The sequence below is a fragment of the Oryzihumus sp. genome, assembly GCF_054325275.1.
In genome coordinates, this window is sequence record NZ_JBTCWL010000077.1 from 1 (window position 1) to 17,424 (window position 17,424).

Genomic DNA, 17,424 nt, shown 5'->3' on the forward strand with positions numbered 1-17,424 from the left:
GCCCTTCTGCGTTTCGGCCCGTGCGCCACTGGCCCGGCCTGCGGGCGCCGGCTCAGCGGCTGGTGGAGCGGCGGTACTGCGCGCTGGCCAGCGGGACGAACACCAGCAGCACGCCGACCGCCCAGATCAGCGTGTAGGCGACCGGGTGGTTGAGCGCCCAGCCCTCGGGTGCTGGCGCGCGGGGCGGGATGTTGCCGAACAGCTCGCGCGCGGCCTGGGTCACCGCCGAGACCGGGTTCCACTCGGCGAAGGTCTTCAGCGGCCCGGGCAGGGTGTCGAGCGGCACGAACGTGTTGGCCACGAAGGTCAGCGGGAAGATGATGATGAACGAGGCGTTGTTGACCACCTCGGGGCTGGGCACGAGCAGCCCGACCCACGCCATGACCCACGAGATGGCGTAGGCGAAGACGATGAGCAGCAGGTAGCCCGCCAGTGCCTCCCCCACCGAGGTGTTGATCCGCCAGCCGACGACCAAGCCAGTCAGCGACATGACGACCAGCACGATGACGTTGTTGACCACGTCGGAGAGGGTGCGGCCGAACAGCACCGACGACGGCGACATCGGCAGGGAGCGGAACCGGTCGATGATGCCCTTCTTGACGTCGTCGGCCAGCGCCGAGCCGGTGATCGTGGCGCCGAAGACGACGGTCTGGGCGAAGATGCCCGCGATGAGGAACTGCCGGTAGAGGGCCCCGCCACCCGCGGTGTCGATCGCCCCGCCGAAGACGTAGGCGAAGAGCAGTACGAACATGATCGGCGACAGGGTGGTGAAGACCAGCAGGTCGGGCACCCGCTTGATCTTGATCAGGTTGCGCTTGGCGACGACCAGGCCGTCGCTGACGGCGGTCTGCACGCTCATCGGGCCTCACTCCCCACCGCGGTGCGCCCGGCGGCCTCGTCTGTGGTCTCGTCGCCGGCCGCGCTCGGGCGGCCGGTCAGGGTCAGGAACGCGTCGTCGAGCGTCGGTCGCCGCACGCCGATGTCCTGGACCTCGATGCCCTCGCCGTCGAGGGCGCGCACGGCGTCCAGCAGCGGGCCGGTGCCGCCACCGGTCGGCAGGGTGATCCGCCGGGTGTGCTGCTCCACCTCGGGCTCGGCACCGTCGACGGCCAGCGGCGCGAGCACCCCGGCGGCGCGTCGCAAGAGCGCGGCGTCGGCGATGACCACCTCGAGGCGCTCCCCGCCGACCTGGGCCTTGAGCTCGTCGGCGGTGCCCGAGGCGATGACCTTGCCGTGGTTGACCACGACGATCGAGTCGGCGAGGCGGTCGGCCTCCTCGAGGTACTGCGTCGTCAGCAGCAGGGACGTGCCGCCCGAGACCAGCTCGGTGATGACCTCCCACATGTCGCCGCGGCTGCGCGGGTCGAGCCCGGTCGTCGGCTCGTCGAGGAAGATCACCGGCGGGCGCGCGACGAGCGCCCCGGCGAGGTCGAGCCGCCGGCGCATGCCACCGGAGTAGGTCTTGACGGGCCGGTCGCCGGCGTCGCTGAGCCGGAACTGCTCGAGCAGCTCGCGTGCGCGGGCCCGGGAGGCTGAGCGGCCCAGGTGGTAGAGCCGCCCGACCATGTCGAGGTTCTCGAACCCCGTGAGGTAGTCGTCGACGGCAGCGAACTGTCCCGAGAGCCCGATCAGGCCGCGCACCCTCGCCGGCTCGGCCAGCACGTCGACCCCGGCGACGTGGGCCCGGCCGGCGTCGGGCTCGAGCAGGGTGGTCAGCACCCGCACGGCCGTCGTCTTGCCCGCACCGTTGGGCCCGAGCACCCCCAGCACCGACCCCTCGGGCACCCGCAGGTCCAGCCCGTCCAGGGCCCGGACCTCCTTGTAGTGCTTGACCAGCCCCTCCGCCACGACTGCGTCCGTCATGCGGGTCAGCCTCGCACGGGCCCCCGACAGCCCGCGACCGAAAAGGCGCAGGTCACCTCACCCGAAGTTCAGCTTGTAGCCCTTGCCCCTCAGGGTGCGCAGGACCTCCTCGCAGTGGGCCTGCCCCTTGGTCTCCAGCTGCAGCGCGATCTCGACCTCGTCCACGTGCAGGGTGGCGCCCATGCGGACGTGCTCGATCTCGAGCACGTTGGCGTCGACCGCGGCGAGGTCGGCCAGCAGCGCGGCGAGGGAGCCGGGACGGTCCGGCACCCGCAGCCTGAACTGCAGGTAGCGCCCGGCTGCGGACATGCCGTGGCGGATGATGCGCAGGAGCAGCAGCGGGTCGATGTTGCCTCCGGACAGGACCGCGACCACCGGCCCGTCGCACGACCCCTGCCCGGCGGTGAGCAGCCGGGCCACGGCCGCGGCGCCGGCCGGCTCGACGACCAGCTTGGCCCGCTCGAGGACGAAGAGCAGCGCGCGGGAGATCATCTCCTCGCTGACCGTCTCGACGGCGTCGACCAGCTCGCGCACGATCGCGTAGGGGACCTCCCCGGGGCAACCGACCGCGATACCGTCCGCCATCGTCGACATCGAGCCCAGCGGCACGGGTTTGCCCGCGGCGAGCGACTGGGGGTAGGCGGCAGCCTGCTCGGCCTGCACCCCGATGACCCGCACGTCAGGGCGCTTGGCCTTGACCGCGACCGCGATACCGGCCAGCAGGCCACCACCGCCGGCGCTGGTGACGATGGTCTTGACCTCGGGGCACTGGTCGAGGATCTCCAGGCCGCAGGTGCCCTGGCCGGCGACGATGTCGGCGTGGTCGAACGGGTGGATCAGCACCGCGCCGGTCGAGGCGGCCATCTCCTTGGCTGCGACGAGCGCCTCGTCGACGGTGGTGCCGACCTGCTCGACGTGAGCGCCGTAGGCCCGGGTGGCCAGCAGCTTGGGGATCGGCGCGCCGATCGGCATGAACACGGTCGAGTCGATGCCGAGCAGCTGCGCGGCGAGGGCGACGCCCTGGGCGTGGTTGCCGGCGCTGGCGGCGACGATGCCGCGCGCCTTCTCCTCCTCGCTCAGCCGGGCGATGCGCGTGTAGGCGCCGCGGATCTTGAACGACCCGGCGCGCTGGAGGTTCTCACACTTGAGGTAGACGTCGGCGCCCACGCGCTCGGACAGGGCGCGGCTGTACTCCAGCGGGGTGGGACGGACGACGCCGCTGAGCAGGTCCTGCGCAGCGATGACGTCGTCGAGCGTGACGGGCAGCGACGGTGATGCCATGCGCGCAGGCTAGTCGGTCGGCTCAGCGCGCTGCGAGGACCCCACGGGCCAGCCGTGCGGCCACCTCCGGGCCGTGGCCCGGGGCGTCGGTCAGCAGACCGACGGCGAACAGCAGGTATGCCGTGTCGACCGCCGTGCGCGCGCCGTCCGGGACGCGCCACCCGCCGGCGTAGTCCCCCGTGACCGCCCCGAGCACCGCCTCGGCGACCCGCGGGCCGCCATGGCGCAGGACCCCGCCGGAGCCGACGACGTGGGCCAGCTTGGCGGTGGGCCGGCCGCTCTCGCCCGGGCGGGCGGGCCGGGCGTGCCGGCGCACCGCGACCAGGGCGGCGAGCCGGGCGAGCTCGGTGTCGAGGTCGGTCTCCCCGGCGTCCCCGGGCAGGTGTCCGGTGTCGTGGGAGACCCGCTCGGCCCAGCGCCGCAGCCGGGGCAGTTCCTCGGCGGCCAGCAGGTGCTCGGCGACCGCGGCCTCGACCACCCCGGTGGCGTTCCAGCGCATGCCCAGGTCGCCCTCGACGGTGCGGGCGTGCCACAGCGGGGCGACGACGTCCTTGTGCAGGGTCGCGTCCTCCCCCTCGGGCGTGATGACCGAGTAGACGTCGGTCGTGGCCCCGCCGACGTCGACGACCAGCACGTCGCCGTCCACCGCGGCGGCGAACGTCTCGATCCCCCGCAGCATCGCGTCCGGGGTCGCCGCGCGGACCATCGCGGCGAAGTCGGGCCCTCGGGACAGGCCCTTCCCGCCGATGACGTGGCGCAGGAAGACCTCGCGGATCGCGGCGCGGGCGCCCTCGGGGGCGATCACCCCGATCTGCGGCAGGACGTTGCCGGTGACCACGAACCGGCGGCCGGTGGACGCCAGCATGTGGGAGACCTCACCGGCCGCGTCGGCGTTGCCGGCCACGACCACGGGCTGGCCGACCCGGGCCTTCGCGAGCCGGGAGGCGTTGTGCAGCAGCACCTCGGCGTTGCCGCCGTCGGTGCCGCCGACGAGCAGCACGACGTCGGGACGGGCCGCGCGCAGGGCCGCGACGTCGGCGCCGCTCATCGGTCCGGCGGCGACGTGGACGACCTTGGCGCCGGCGCTCAGGCCGACCCGGTGCCCGGCCTCGGCCGTGACCGCCCGCTCGTAGCCGACGACGGCCAGGCGCAGCCCGCCGCCGGCGCTGGAGCAGGCCAGCACCTCGTCGACCCAGTGCCCCTCGAGCGCCTCGCGGACGTGCCGGTAGCCGTCGAGCACGTCGGTGCCGACCGTGGTCGGCACCCACGCGCTCGCCCGCAGCACACCCTCGTCGGTGTCGACGAGCACAGCCTTGGTGAACGTCGACCCGAAGTCGACGCAGAGGACCTGCGCCACGGCAGCGGTGGGCTGCCGGTCAGGCGGTCTTGTCGAGCGCCGCCGCGAGGTCGGCGATGAGGTCGTCGGCGTCCTCGATGCCCACCGAGAGGCGGATGAGGTCTGCCGGGACCTCGAGCTCGGTGCCGGCGACGCTGGCGTGGGTCATCCGGCCGGGGTGCTCGATGAGCGACTCGACGCCGCCCAGGGACTCCCCCAGCGTCCAGACCGAGGTCGCGCCGCAGACGTCGACCGCCCGCTGCTCGCCGCCGGTCACCTGGAAGCTGACCATGCCGCCGAACCGGCGCATCTGCTTCGCCGCGACCGCGTGCCCGGGGTGGCCCTCGAGGCCGGGGTAGTGCACGGCCGTCACGTCGTCACGACCCTGCAGGAACGCCACGACCCTCTCGGCGTTGTCGCAGTGCCGGTCCATGCGCACCGCCAGGGTCTTCAGCCCGCGCAGCACCAGCCAGGCGTCGAACGGCCCGGCGACGGCGCCCATCGAGTTCTGGTGGAAGGCGATCCGGTCGGCGGCGTCCTCGAAGCCGGGCACGGTCACGGACTCGGCGACGACGACCGCGCCGCCGACGACGTCGCTGTGGCCGCCGCAGTACTTCGTCGTGGAGTGCATCACGATGTCGGCGCCGAGCGAGAGCGGCTGCTGCAGGTAGGGCGTGGCGAAGGTGTTGTCGACCGCGAGCAGCGCCCCGGCCTCGTGGGCCACCTCGGCCAGCGCCGCGATGTCGGCGATGCCCAGCAGCGGGTTGGTCGGGGTCTCGACCCAGACGATCTTTGTCTGCCCGGGGCGGATCGCCGCCCGCACGGCCTCGACGTCGTGGATCGAGGTGATGGTGTGCTCCACGCCCCACGGGCGCGCGACCTTGTTGAACAGGCGGTAGGTGCCGCCGTAGGCGTCGCTCGGCACGACCACGTGGTCGCCGGGGGTGAGCAGCGAGCGGATGACCGTGTCCTGCCCGGCCAGGCCGGAGGCGAACGCGAAGCCGCGGGCGCCGCCCTCCAGGGCCGCCAGGCACTCCTCCAGCGCGGTGCGGGTCGGGTTGGCGGACCGGCTGTACTCGTAGCCGCCGCGCAGGCCGCCGACGCCGTCCTGCTTGTAGGTGGAGACCTGGTAGATCGCCGGCACGACCGCGCCGGTCTGGGGGTCGGGCTCCTGCCCCGCATGGATGGCGCGGGTGGAGAAGCCGGTGTCGCTGTGCTCGGTCATGCGGGCCAGCCTAACGGCCGGCACCACGCGCCCCACGTCCCGGCCGGGGCCCCTCAGAGCCGCTTCTTCCACTCGCTGACGTAGCCGGTCACGGCGAAGCCCAGGGCCCGGTTGACGCGCAGCATCGGCTCGTTGCTGGCGGCGTTGTAGGTGGTCACGACCCTGACCCCGGGCAGTACCGCGCGCAGCGCCCTGAGGTTGGCGGCCTTGACCGCCAGGCCGAGCCCGTGGCCGCGGTGCTCGCTCAGCACGAGGGTGTCCTGCTGGTAGGCCCGCTCGGGGGTGGAGGCCGACACGGCCAGCTCGGTGAATCCGACCAGGTGGCCCGAGGCGACCTCGCGCGCGACGCTGACGACGAACCGACGCCCCATCGCGGTCATCCGCGCGTAGTAGCTGCGCACCCGCTCGGCGTCCCAGTCCTCCTCCTCGTGCTCGACCTCCCCCATCGGCGCGTCCGTGCTCATCCGCCGCGCCAGGTGTGCCCGGTCCTCCAGCCACGACTCGGGCACCGCGTCCCAGACCGTCTCCACCCGGTATGCCGGGTCGACCGGTGCGTCGTCGTCGCGCCCGTGCGCGAGGGTGAGGTCCGAGCGCAGGCTGCGCTGCGCCACGGCATACCCGTGCTTGATGGCGAAGACATTCGCCGCACCGCCGGACTCCTCCGGCGAGACGGACCAGTCCTGGACGACCGAGCGGCCGAGGCCGCGGGCGAGGTCCTCGGCGGCGGCCAGCAGGGCGCTGCCGACGCCGCGGCGCTGGTGGTCGGGGTGGACCGAGAGCCAGCAGTTGGCGGACTCGAGGTTGTCCCGGGTGGATCCGATGACCTGCACCGCGCCCACGACCGTGCCCGCCTCGACGGCGGCAAGAGCGCGCCGCACCTTCTCCGGCGCCCGCTGAAGCTCCCTGATCTCCTCGACCGACCACGGCGTGGCCTGGTCACCCCAGAGGGCACGCTCGGCGGCGGCGTGCACCTCCACCCACTCGCGGAACACGATGTCCTGCAACGGGTCCAGCGGGTCGACGTCGACGATCTCGGTCATCTCACAGCTCCTTGGCCCACTCGCGCGTGTAACCCGAGGGCTGGAATCCCAGCGCCCGGTTGACCGCGAGCATCGGGGTGTTGGTCTCGGCATTCCAGGTGCGCATGGTGTGCGCCCGGGGCAGCTCGTCCTGCAGGGCGCGCAGAGCCGCCACCTTCAGGGCCAGGCCGAGCCGGTGGCCTCGGTGCTCGCGCAGCACCAGCGTGTCCCCCTGGACGGCAAGGTCGGGGGTCCCGGGCGAGACCGTGACGTTGCTGTAGCCCACCAGCCGGCCGCTCGGCAGGTGGCGGGCGACGGCCTCGACGGTTCGCTGGCCCATGTCGACCGCGCGGGCGAGGACGTCACGCAGGCGGTCCTCGTCCCAGTCCTCCTCGTCGACCGTGACCCCCGAGGGCGCGTCGGTGCTCATCCGCCGGGCCAGGTGCGCCCGGTCGGCCAGCCACCCCTCGGGCAGCCCGTCCCAAGCGGTCTCCACCTGGTAGGCCGGGTCGGCCGCTTCTGCGGCGAGTGCGTCGAGGCGCTCGTGGGACACGGGCAGAGCGAGGTCCTGGCGCAGGTCGAGCAGGACCTGGCGGTAGCCGTGGCGGCGGGCGAAACACGTGCCCGCTCCACGCTCCGGCACCGGCTCACCGTTGTGCTGCAGGACGCGGGCGCGACCTGCAGCGCGCGCAGCGTCCTCGACGTGGGCCAGGAGCCGGGAGCCGATGCCGCGTCGCTGGTGGTCGGGGTGGACGCTGAGCCAGAACCCGACCGTGTCGAGGTTCTCCCGCAGCGGCTCGATGAGGTCCACGGCGCCGACGACCTCACCGGACTCCACCGCCGCCCACGCCGAGCGCCGGCAGTCCTGCCGTTGGTGCGTGCCGCGGATCTCCGCGGGGGTGACCTGTTGGGCAGCCGGGCCCCAGACGGCGCGACCGGCCGCGTTGTGGACCGCCACCCAGGCCCCCAGGAGCCGCTCCTGTCCAAGGTCCAGCGGGTCAACGTCGACGATCTCGGTCATGGGTCCAGCCAAGCGCCGCGGCCGGCGGCACTCAACCGGGTTTCAGCCGGTGGGTCATGCCGCCGGCGAGATGTCGAACTTCTCTGCGGCGAGCAGCGGGCGCAGGGACGCCTCGACCTCGGCGGTGGCGAAGCCGCGGCGCACGACGTCGTCCCCGAGCGCGTTGCCGAGGGCAGCCATGACCATCGACTGGTCCAGCGAGAGGTAGCAGTCGGCGAGCCGGCCGGAGTGCACCGCGACCGCGTCGAGGAAGCCGCCGGGGCCGTAGGCGCCGAGGTCCTCCTCGAGGTGGCGCAGGTTGGCCACCACCGCCTCGGGCTCGTAGCGCAGCGCGAGGAACGAGGCGTGCGGGGTGACGACGCCGTCACCCCAGGTCCCGGCCTCCGCCAGGGTGCGCTCCATGTCCGAGGGGTAGCCACCGAACGTCAGCCCGATCGGCTCGACCCCCCACTCGCTGTAGCCGCCGCCGGGGATGCTCGCCGGCGAGAAGCCCCACGCCCCGTAGCCGGTCTCGTCCATCCCGAACTCGCGCTGGGCTCGCACGGTGAGCCGGTGGTTGGCCCCGAACGAGCCCGGCGCCCAGACGTCCTCGGGCACGAGCAGGTCGGGCATGAGCTCCTCGAACATCGAGCCGCCCCAGGTGGCGACGACCCTCACGCCCCGGTGCTCCCGCGTGCGCCGGTGCATCGCGGCGTAGTGGTCCGGCGGCACCTGGCCGTGGGCGATGCCGACGTAGCTGGCGATCCGCGGCTCGGACATCAGCGGGCCGTACCAGTGCGGGGTGTAGAAGACGTCGGGGCCGCGGCCGTGGTGGTTGCCCACGACGTGCTCGGCCCCGCCTGGGGGCTCGTCCCAGAAGCCGCCGCGCAACAGCCCACCCGGTATGCCGTGTGCCTGGGCCTCCGGGTCGTGGAAGCAGCCGAAGTCCATCGACCGCGCGAGCGCCCCGGCGGTGTCGGCGACCGCGGGCTCGGCGTCGGCGGCGACGAGCAGTCCGGCTGCCAGCCAGCCGTTGTCGACGCTGGACAGGAACGGGTGGATCACGTCGCCGCCGGGAAAGGCGCGCATCACCTCGCCGGTGGTGATGGCGTACCAGTTGTAGAACATGCCGCTCGGCTCGTGCCGGCGCACCGTCGTGAGGGTGTCCACCGCGCGGCGGAGCCGGTCACGGCACTCGTCCGCCCCGACGGTGCCCAGCTCGCGCGCCGCGACCGTGCTCCACAGGTAGCCGCCGATGTTGGTCGGCGAGGTGTTGAGGCTGCGCGAGGCGGGGTCCAGGTCGCCGCCGATGCGGTCGGCCGGCAGCCCGGTGCCTTCGTCGGTCATGGCCACCAGCGAACGCCAGGTGTCGGCCGCCCACCGCCTCAGGGTCGCGTCCTGGGCGTCGTCGCGGGCGTCGGTCACGGGTCCTCCGGGTGCGTCGTGTGGGGGGTCAGGGGGGACTGTCCTTGCCACGGACCGCGGTGGTGCGGTCCCAGTGGCAGCCGCAGGAGCCACGCAGCACGACGCGGCTGGGCAGCGGCTCGGGGTCGGGCCGGTCGGCCAGCGCGGGGTCGTTGACGAGGCGGTGCAGGTGCGTGGCTGCGAGCCGGCCCAGCTCGTGCATCGGCTGGCGCACCGTGCTCAGCCCCATGTAGCGGGCGGTCATGATGTCGTCCCAGCCGGTGAGCGCCAGGTCGTGCGGCACGCGCACCCCCTGGGCGTTGAGCATCACCATCAGGCCCAGTGCCAGCTCGTCGTTGGCGCAGACGGCTGCGTCCACGCGGGACCCGAGCCGGCGCAGCTCGGCGGCGACGTCCGCGGCATACCGCTCGTCCAGGATCGCCGGGATCGGCGGGGCGGCCTCGGTCATCCCGCGCTCCTCCAGGGCCGCGCAGAACCCGGCGTAGCGACGGCGGATGTCCGGGGAGCCTTGCGGGTCGCCGACGAACACCAGCCGCTGCCGGCCGTGGTCGAGCAGGTGACGCGCGAGCTCCGTTGCGGCGTGGACGTTCTCGGCGGTGACCGTCGGGCAGCCGCGGACGTGCTCACGGGCCAGGAGCACCGTGGGGATCTTGCGCCGGATCGTCGCGACGGCGGCGTCGGGCAGGGTCGACTGGGCGATGACCAGGCCGTCGACCCGGCCGGTGAGGTCACGCACCGTGCGGCGCATGTCGCTGCGGTTGGCCGTGACAACCACGACCACGCTCTGCCCGTAGTGCGCGGCGGCGGACTCGTAGCCCATGAGCACCGCCGAGTAGTAGGGACCGCTGAGCTCGGGCAGCACCAGGCCGTGCGCCTCGTGCCGGTTGGCGGGCAGGGCCCGGCCGGCCCGCAGCGGCACGTAGTCGAGCTCGGCCGCGGCGCGCAGCACCTTGCTGCGGGTCTCGGCCGACGCCGGCCGGGAGCCCTGCAGCACGCGCGACACGGTGGCGATGGACACCCCGGCCCGCTCGGCCACGGTGTAGATCGTGACCGGCTCGCCGTCCCTGTACGCCATGCCTTCTCCTCCTGCGAAGCGAGGCCACTGTGCCTCCCCCTTCGCGGGCAGTCCAGCATGGTCGTCAAGGGTCATCGCACCAGGGTGTCGGCGAACGGGTTGGGCACGGCGGCGAGCAGGGTGCGGGTGTAGTCGTCGGCTGGGTCGCGGATCACCTGCAGGGCAGGGCCCTGCTCCACCACGCGTCCGCCGTTGAGCACGAGCACCTCGTCGGCGATCATCCGGGCGCTGAGCAGGTCGTGGGTGATGTAGAGGACGCCGACCCCCGAGTCGTGCACGAGGGACTGCAACAGCTCCAGCACCTCGGCCCGGATCGACACGTCCAGGCTGGACACCGGCTCGTCGGCGACGATCAGCCGGGGCTGCGCCGCCAGGGCGCGGGCGATGACCACGCGCTGGCGCTGGCCGCCGGACAGCTCGTAGGGGTAGCGCCCGAGGAACCGGCTGGACGGGGTCAGCGCGACCCGCTCCAGCAGGCGGCCGGCCTCCTCGCGCGCCTGCGCCGCGGTCATGCCACGGAAGTTGCGCAGCGGGCGGGTCAGGGCGTACTCGAGCGTCTTGGTCGGGTTGAGCGAGGAGTACGGGTCCTGGAAGACCATCTGCACCTGGCGGCGGTAGGTGCGAAGACCCTTGCCCCGCAAGGACTCCACAGCGACCTCGGCTCCGTCCTCGGGCTGGAAGCGGATCCGGCCGGACGTGGGCCGCTCGACCGCGGTGATCATCCGGGCCAGGGTCGTCTTGCCGCTGCCGCTCTGGCCGACCAGGGCGGTCACCTCTCCCGGGCGCAGCCCGAAGGAGACGTCGGTGACCGCCTCGACCCGGGTGCGCCGCAGGCCGTGCCGCCGCTCGAAGACGCGGCTGACGGCCTCGACCCGCAGGAACGGCTCGCGATCCAGGACACGCGCGGTCTCCTCCTGCGTCTTGACGAACTCGGGGCCGGCGAACCCGACCGTGCGCGGCGGCAGCTCGAGCCCGTCGGGGTTGCCGGTGCGCTGCAGCCGGGCGACGTGGCAGGCCGCCAGGCCGCCGTCGATCGGCTCGAGCTCGGGCGCCTGCTCGCCGCACAGCGCGATCCGCTCGGGGCAGCGCGGCGCGAACGAGCAGCCGTGCTGCACCTGGGTCAGGTCCGGCGGACGCCCCGGGACGTAGGTGATCCGGATGGTCTCCTCGCGCGGGTCGGCGTAGGAGCCGAGCAGGCCCTTGGAGTAGGGGTGCAGCGGGTCGCGCAGCAGCCCCTGCGCGGCGTGCGACTCGACCAGGCGCCCGGCATACATCACCAGGATCCGGTCGGACAGGTCGACCACCGTGCCGATGTCGTGGCTGATGAACAGCACCGCGAACTGCTGCTCCTGCTGGAGCCGGCGGATGTTGTCCAGGATCGAGCGCTGCACCACCACGTCCAGGCCGGTGGTCGGCTCATCGAGCAGGACGAAGCGCGGGCGGTTGGCCAGGGCCAGCGCCAGGTTGACGCGCTGCTTCATGCCGCCGGAAAGCTCGTGCGGGTGGGCGCTGATGAAGCGCGGGTCGATCATGACCATCTCGAACAGCTCACGCACCCGCTCGGTCACGGCGGCGCCGCGCAGGTCGGTGTGCGCCTCGATCGCGTCGCGGAACTGCCCCTCGATGCGCACCACCGGGTTGAGCGAGTTCATGCTGCTCTGGAAGACCGTGGCGATGTCGCGCCAGCGGTGGGCGCGCAGCTCGTCCTCGGGCAGGTCGGTGATGTCCTTGCCGTCGAAGCGGATGCTGCCGCCACTGATCCGGCCGGGCCGCTCGGTCAGCCGCAGCAGGGCGGTGCCCAGGGTGGACTTGCCACTGCCCGACTCCCCGATGAGGCCGACGAACTCGCCCTCGCCGACGTCGAAGCTGACCCGGTCGACCGCCGTGAGCGGGCGGTGCAGCCTGGGCTCGTAGCGGACCGACAGGTCGCGAACCTCCAGCAGTGCCATGGTCACTCCTCCCTCAGATGGGGGTTGCTCAGGAGGTCGACGCCGAAGTTGATGAACGTCAACGAGGTGATCAGCAGCGCCAGGGTCAGGCCCGGCACGAGCACCCAGATCCACAGGCCCTGCGCGACGGCGCCCTGCGCGTTGGCCTGGTAGAGCATCGTTCCCCAGGAGATCGAGGACGGGTCGCCCAGGCCGAGGAAGGACAGTCCCGCCTCGGCCCCGATGGCGCCGGTCGCGGCGCCGACGAAGCCGGCCGCCACGAGGGAGGTCATGCTCGGCATGATCTCCCGGAAGACGATCCGGAACGTGCTCTCCCCGGAGAACTTCGCCGCGGTGACGAAGTCGCGGTTGCGCAGCGTGATGATCTGCGAGCGCTTGGCCCGGGCGTGCCCGGCCCACGAGGTGATGCCGATGACGAACACCAGCAGCGGCAGGCCGCGCACGTCGGAGTAGGCGACCAGCACGATCATCAGCGGCAGCACCGGGACGACCAGCGCGACGTTGGTGACGAAGGAGAGCAGGTCGTCGACGACCGTGCCCTCCTTGTAGCCGGAGACCAGGCCCACCACGAGCGCGATGGCGGTGGCGAACAGGCCGCCGAAGAGCCCGACGAGCAGCGAGGTCCGGCTGCCGTAGACGAGCTGGGAGAAGATGTCGCCGCCCTGGGTCGTGGTGCCCAGCGGGTGCGCCGACGACGGGGGCAGCAGCGCCTCGAAGTCGGTGCGGGCACCGTCATAGGGCGCGATCACCGGCGCCAGCACGGCAACCAGGACGAAGAACCCCAGCAGCACGATGCCGACACGGGCCTTGCGGTTGCCCCAGACCAGGGCGTACCAGCGTGGTGGCGTGGTCGGGGCCTCCTCGAGCGGGGCCTCGACCGGCAGGTCGGCCCGGTCGATGGGCTGGACGACTCCGGTGCTCACTGGCCCGCCTTCCTGGCGCGCGGGTCGAGCACGCCGTAGAGCAGGTCGGCGACCAGGTTGGCCACGAGGACACCGACGATGATGAACAGCAGCAGCGCCTGCAGCAGCGGGAAGTCCCGGTTGCTGACCGCCTCGCCCATGAGCCGCCCCATCCCGGGGTAGTCGAAGATCGTCTCCACCAGGATCGAGCCGCCGAGCACGCCGCCGAGGGCGAGGGCGAAGCCGGTGACGCTGGGCAGCAGCGCGTTGCGGGCGGCATACCTCAGGGCGACCACCCGGTCGGGCAGGCCCTTGGCGCGGGCCAGCCGGATGTAGTCCTCCCCGAGGTTCATCACCATGGTGTTGCGCATGCCGAGGATCCAGCCGATGGGCGCGGTGACGAGCAGCGAGGCGGCCGGCAGCAGGGAGTGCATGGCCGCGTCGCCGACGAAACCGAGGTTCCACCCCGGCATCGAGTCCTCGTAGCCGCCGGAGGTCGGGAACCAGCCCAGGGTGTAGCCGAAGGCGAAGAGCAGGAGCAGCGCGATCCAGAAGCCGGGCAGCGTGCCGACGAACGTCGAGCCGAGGGTGACCAGGCTGTCGAAGCGGGTGTTGCGCCGCCAGGCGGCGTAGGCGCCCAGGGTCACGCCGATGACGAAGGCGAGGACCTGGGTCACACCGACCAGGACGAGCGTCCACGGAAGCGCCTTGCCGATCACCTCGGTGACGGGGTAAGGGAAGTAGGTGTAGGAGATGCCGAACTTCCCGTGCGAGAGCGCCTTGAGGTAGTCGACGTACTGCTGGAACAGGTTGCCGTCCGGCGCGCCCAGCATCGCCCGCATCGCCTTGACGGCGGCGGGGTCGAGCTGGGCGTCCTTGCCGGCGAGCTTGCGCACCATGACCTCCGCCGGGTCCCCCGGCTGGAGCCGGGGGATGACGAAGTTCAGGGTGACGGCTGCCCACAGCGTGGCCAGGAAGAAGCCGATCCGTCTGGCGAAGTAGCGCATGGGTGTCCTCTCCTTCCTGGCCGCGCCGCGGACCGTCAGCCCTGCGCCGGGCGCAGGTGGGTGAGGATCAGCAGCCGGTTGTCGGTCGGGTGCGCGTAGGGGTCCTGCTCGCTGGGCCAGCCGACCGCCTTGTCGGTGCGGTAGAGGATCCGGGTGGGCGCGTAGAGCAGCGAGGTCACCGGGAGCTTGGTCATCATCGTGTCGACGAGCTGGCCGACATAGGCCTTCTCCTGGGCCGGGTCCGTGGTGGCGCCGAGCTCGGCGACCAGCTTGTCCGTGGCCGGGTCGGACCAGCGCTGGACGTTGGGCAGGATCGTGTCCGGCTTCGGGATCTGGTTGGTGGCCAGCTTGGAGCCGAGGTTGGTGGCGATGGTGCACCCGCCGTTGAGGTACTCGAACATCATCTGGAAGTCGCCGGACTTCTTCTGCGCGTCCACCGAGTCCGGCGCCGAGGCGACGACCTTGGTCGGGATGCCGACCGCGTTGTAGTCACGGGCGATCACGTCGGCCATGGCCTGGTAGTCGATGAAGCCGGCCTGGACGCTGAACGTCAGGTTGATCGGCGAGCCGTCAGGGTTGGTGCGCTTGCCGTCGGGGCCCTTCTTGTAGCCCGCGGCGTCGAGCAGCTGGTTGGCCTGGGCCGGGTCGTAGGCGGTGACCGTGTCCTTGCCCTGGTAGGAGTCGGGCAGCAGCTTGTCCATGACGGGCAGCTTCAGGCCGGTCTGGCTCGCGGGCTTCATGATCCCGTACGTCGCCTTGTCGGACATCTCCTGGCGGTTGAGCGCCGGCGCCATCGCCGCACGGAACTTCACGTCCGAGAACGGCTTCTGCTTGAGGTTCTGCGTGAGCACCGTGGTGCCGTTCGGCGCGTAGTAGAAGTGGTTGTGCTTGGGGTCGGCGGCGACGAACGCGCGCTGCGGGTTGGGGATCTCGCCCCAGTAGGCGTCGAGCTGGCCGCTGCGCAGCTTCAGCGATGCCTGCGAGGCGTCGTACTGCCCCTCGAGGACGAGCTGCTTGACGTGGATCTTGTCGGCCTGCCAGTAGTCGCCGCGACGCTCGAGGACGAGACGGCGGCCGTTGTAGGTCTTGACCTTCATCGGGCCGGTGCCGGCCGGGTTCTTGTCGATGAACCTGGTCGGGTCACCGGCGGGGCCGTAGAGGTGCTCGGGCACGATCGGCGCCTTGATGATGTCGTCGAACTTCGCGGCGGCGGGACCGGTGAACTCCATGACGACCTGGTTGCCCTGGGCGGTCACCGACTTCGCCGGGGCGCCGAAGGTGTCGTTCCACAGGCCGGCCTTGTCCACCGCCGGGTACTTCTTGCCCAGGTTGTAGGTGAACGCCACGTCCTGGGCGGTCAGCGGCTTGCCGTCGCTGAACTTCACGCCGTCGCGGATGGTGAAGGTCAGCTTCGTCGCGCCGTCCCACTTGTACGCCGTGGCGAGCCACGGGGTGACGTCGCAGCTGAGCCCGTTGCGGACCATCAGCGGCTCGTAGAGCCAGGTGCTGGTCAGCGGCGTCGGCGCGAACGGGTTGTAGTTGACCAGCCCGCCGATCGTCGTCGGCGCGTCGGCCGGGAAGGTCAGGCTCGCGATCATCCCGTCACTGCCCGACCCGCCGGCGCCGCCTCCGACCTTGCCGGAACAGGCACTCAGGCCGGCGGCCGCACAGGCCGCGGCAACGACCGCGATGGTGGTCCTACGAAGCATGGCGAACTCCCTGCTGGGTGAAATTTCGGCCAACGTAGAGCGCCGTCGCGGATGAGGTCAATGGTTACGCTCATGAAACTACTTTCACACCTTGCCAGACCCTGACCTTGGCCTAGACGCCCGATTTTCCCGATTTTTCATGCTCAGCCGGGCTAGGAAGCGACCCCGGGAGAGTGATAGACAGTCCACGTGTCTTTCACTCTTGCCAGCGCCGGCACCCGCCCCGCCAACTGTGTAACCAGCAGGTCAGGCATGACCGCACAGCTCACCTCGGGGGCAGCTCTCCAGCGCCTCGACGCGGGCGACCTCAGCCTGCTGCTCCACCCCGCGAGCGAGCTCGAGGCCGGCCTGGCCAACCTCTGGCTGCGCCGCCTCGAGGGCGGCTCCGCCACGTGGACCCCGCTGCTCGGCCCGGCCGCGCCGGGCCGGGTGCGCTGGACCGCGGAGGGCCCCGTGGTCACCGGTGAGTGGCAGGGCCTGCGGTATGCCGTCCGGCTGCGGCTCGCCGACGAGGTCACCGCCTGGTTCTGGCACGTCGACGTCACCAACACCTCCGGTGCGGCGGCGACCGTGGACGTGGTCTGCGCCCACGACGTGGCCCTCACGCCCTACGGCGCGGTGCGGGTCAACGAGTTCTACGTCAGCCAGTACCTCGACGTGACGCCGGTCGCCACGACCGGCGCGGGCACGGCCCTCGCGGTGCGGCAGAACATGCCCGGCCCACACGTGCCCTGGGCCCTGCTGGGCTCCCTGCGCCACGGGCACGGCTGGGCCACCGACGCCCTGCAGCTGGTCGGCCGCGCAGACGACGGCACGCGGACCCCGGCCGGGCTGGACCTTGCCGAGCTGCCGTCGCAACGGCTGCAGCACGAGCACACCCTGGCCGTCCTCCAGGACGAGCCGGTCGAGCTGGCTCCCGGCGCGGTGCTGCGCACAGGCTTCTTCGGCTTGGCGGTGCCGCACCACCCGGCCGCCACCTCGTCGCAGGACGCCGACCTCGCGGCGCTCGCCCTGCGCCAGCCCGAGGCCGTGCCGTCCCCCCTGTCGCCGGACGCCGACGAGGAGGACGAGGACGCCACGGCGCAGAGCCCGTCGCTGTTCACCGGCCCGGCGCTGCCCGCACGCGACCTCACCGCGGAGGAGCTGGCGTCGCTGGCCGGCGACCTGACCGACGTCGAGCGTGACGGCGAGGTGGTGCTCAGCGCCTTCACCGAGGACGGCACCCACCTGGTCACCGCCGCCAAGGAGCGGGCCGTGCTCCGCCCGCACGGCCACATTCTGCGCACCGGCAACGCCCTCGTCCCCGACTCGGGCACGCTGACCAGCACCTGCTGGATGACCGGCGGCTTCCACTCCCAGGTCACGCAGGGGCACGTCAGCCGCGGCACCGTGCTGTCCACCCGACGCACCTACCTGGGCCTGCTGCGGGCCCACGGCCTGCGGGTGTTCGTGGAGCACGGCACCGGCTGGCAGCTGCTGGACCTGCCCAGCGCCTGGGCGGTCTCCCCCGGGTCCTGCCGCTGGTGGTACGCCACGGCCGACCTCCTGCTCGAGGTCGCGGCAACGGCACCCACCGACACCCACGAGCTGGGGCGCGCCGTGCGCGTGGTGCACGGCGTGCCCCGCCGCCTCC

General features: G+C 72.4%; 13 protein-coding genes and 2 pseudogenes. 2 read left to right on the forward strand and 13 right to left on the reverse strand.

The window, feature by feature from the left end; all coding sequences use genetic code 11:
• Positions 1 to 52: 52 nt before the first annotated feature.
• The 13 genes from ACXVGS_RS16380 to ACXVGS_RS16440 all read right to left on the reverse strand — a co-directional run bounded on the left by ACXVGS_RS16380 (position 53) and on the right by ACXVGS_RS16440 (position 15,791).
• A complete protein-coding gene (locus ACXVGS_RS16380; RefSeq protein ID WP_458532755.1) occupies positions 53 to 859 on the reverse strand; it encodes an ABC transporter permease in 807 nt (268 codons plus the stop codon).
• Positions 856 to 1,863 (reverse strand): ATP-binding cassette domain-containing protein, encoded by a 1,008-nt coding sequence (locus tag ACXVGS_RS16385; protein WP_458532754.1) that lies wholly within the window; start codon positions 1,861 to 1,863, stop codon positions 856 to 858. Before ACXVGS_RS16385 ends, ACXVGS_RS16380 begins: the two co-directional genes overlap by 4 nt.
• A 57-nt stretch (positions 1,864 to 1,920) precedes the next feature.
• Positions 1,921 to 3,144, reverse strand: a complete 1,224-nt coding sequence (ilvA, locus tag ACXVGS_RS16390) for a threonine ammonia-lyase (protein WP_458532753.1) — start codon at positions 3,142 to 3,144, stop codon at positions 1,921 to 1,923.
• Between the two features lie 22 nt (positions 3,145 to 3,166).
• Positions 3,167 to 4,501 (reverse strand): glutamate mutase L, encoded by a 1,335-nt coding sequence (locus ACXVGS_RS16395; RefSeq protein WP_458537191.1) that lies wholly within the window; start codon positions 4,499 to 4,501, stop codon positions 3,167 to 3,169.
• A gap of 19 nt (positions 4,502 to 4,520) precedes the next feature.
• Positions 4,521 to 5,705 (reverse strand): cystathionine gamma-synthase, encoded by a 1,185-nt coding sequence (locus tag ACXVGS_RS16400; RefSeq protein WP_458530571.1) that lies wholly within the window; start codon positions 5,703 to 5,705, stop codon positions 4,521 to 4,523.
• 53 nt (positions 5,706 to 5,758) lie between these two features.
• Complete coding sequence (locus tag ACXVGS_RS16405; RefSeq protein ID WP_458530572.1) at positions 5,759 to 6,745, reverse strand: GNAT family N-acetyltransferase; 987 nt, start codon at positions 6,743 to 6,745, stop codon at positions 5,759 to 5,761.
• Position 6,746: 1 nt separating this feature from the next.
• Positions 6,747 to 7,745, reverse strand: a complete 999-nt coding sequence (locus ACXVGS_RS16410; RefSeq protein ID WP_458532811.1) for a GNAT family N-acetyltransferase — start codon at positions 7,743 to 7,745, stop codon at positions 6,747 to 6,749.
• 54 nt (positions 7,746 to 7,799) lie between these two features.
• Entirely contained in the window at positions 7,800 to 9,149 is a 1,350-nt protein-coding gene (locus ACXVGS_RS16415; RefSeq protein WP_458530574.1) for a glucoamylase family protein, read from the reverse strand.
• Between the two features lie 28 nt (positions 9,150 to 9,177).
• Complete coding sequence (locus ACXVGS_RS16420) at positions 9,178 to 10,224, reverse strand: LacI family DNA-binding transcriptional regulator (RefSeq protein WP_458530575.1); 1,047 nt, start codon at positions 10,222 to 10,224, stop codon at positions 9,178 to 9,180.
• A 71-nt stretch (positions 10,225 to 10,295) separates the two neighbouring features.
• On the reverse strand, positions 10,296 to 12,173 hold the full coding sequence (locus ACXVGS_RS16425; protein WP_458530576.1) for an ABC transporter ATP-binding protein: 1,878 nt from the start codon (positions 12,171 to 12,173) through the stop codon (positions 10,296 to 10,298).
• A gap of 2 nt (positions 12,174 to 12,175) precedes the next feature.
• Positions 12,176 to 13,096, reverse strand: a complete 921-nt coding sequence (locus tag ACXVGS_RS16430) for an ABC transporter permease (protein ID WP_458530577.1) — start codon at positions 13,094 to 13,096, stop codon at positions 12,176 to 12,178.
• On the reverse strand, positions 13,093 to 14,082 hold the full coding sequence (locus ACXVGS_RS16435; protein WP_458530578.1) for an ABC transporter permease: 990 nt from the start codon (positions 14,080 to 14,082) through the stop codon (positions 13,093 to 13,095). The genes ACXVGS_RS16430 and ACXVGS_RS16435 overlap by 4 nt, the downstream gene beginning before the upstream one ends.
• Positions 14,083 to 14,117: 35 nt before the next feature.
• The gene (locus ACXVGS_RS16440) at positions 14,118 to 15,791 is read right to left on the reverse strand and encodes an ABC transporter substrate-binding protein (RefSeq protein ID WP_458532462.1); all 1,674 of its coding nucleotides are present in this window, start codon (positions 15,789 to 15,791) and stop codon (positions 14,118 to 14,120) included.
• A gap of 252 nt (positions 15,792 to 16,043) precedes the next feature.
• Here ACXVGS_RS16440 and ACXVGS_RS16445 point away from each other — a divergent pair.
• Both ACXVGS_RS16445 and ACXVGS_RS16450 read left to right on the forward strand, forming a co-directional pair.
• Positions 16,044 to 16,679: pseudogene (locus ACXVGS_RS16445) on the forward strand (cellobiose phosphorylase); the annotation flags it as partial.
• A gap of 306 nt (positions 16,680 to 16,985) precedes the next feature.
• Positions 16,986 to 17,424 (forward strand): annotated as a pseudogene (locus tag ACXVGS_RS16450) (hypothetical protein); the annotation flags it as partial.

Bases quoted from the DNA above. Each gene is read 5' to 3' on its own strand.
- ACXVGS_RS16400 (WP_458530571.1), bottom strand. From the start codon at position 5,705: ATGACCGAGCACAGCGACACCGGCTTCTCCACCCGCGCCATCCATGCG.
- ACXVGS_RS16420 (WP_458530575.1), bottom strand. From the start codon at position 10,224: ATGGCGTACAGGGACGGCGAGCCGGTCACGATCTACACCGTGGCCGAG.
- ACXVGS_RS16385 (WP_458532754.1), bottom strand. From the start codon at position 1,863: ATGACGGACGCAGTCGTGGCGGAGGGGCTGGTCAAGCACTACAAGGAG.
- ilvA (WP_458532753.1), bottom strand. From the start codon at position 3,144: ATGGCATCACCGTCGCTGCCCGTCACGCTCGACGACGTCATCGCTGCG.
- ACXVGS_RS16440 (WP_458532462.1), bottom strand. From the start codon at position 15,791: ATGCTTCGTAGGACCACCATCGCGGTCGTTGCCGCGGCCTGTGCGGCC.
- ACXVGS_RS16410 (WP_458532811.1), bottom strand. From the start codon at position 7,745: ATGACCGAGATCGTCGACGTTGACCCGCTGGACCTTGGACAGGAGCGG.
- ACXVGS_RS16380 (WP_458532755.1), bottom strand. From the start codon at position 859: ATGAGCGTGCAGACCGCCGTCAGCGACGGCCTGGTCGTCGCCAAGCGC.
- ACXVGS_RS16435 (WP_458530578.1), bottom strand. From the start codon at position 14,082: ATGCGCTACTTCGCCAGACGGATCGGCTTCTTCCTGGCCACGCTGTGG.
- ACXVGS_RS16425 (WP_458530576.1), bottom strand. From the start codon at position 12,173: ATGGCACTGCTGGAGGTTCGCGACCTGTCGGTCCGCTACGAGCCCAGG.
- ACXVGS_RS16405 (WP_458530572.1), bottom strand. From the start codon at position 6,745: ATGACCGAGATCGTCGACGTCGACCCGCTGGACCCGTTGCAGGACATC.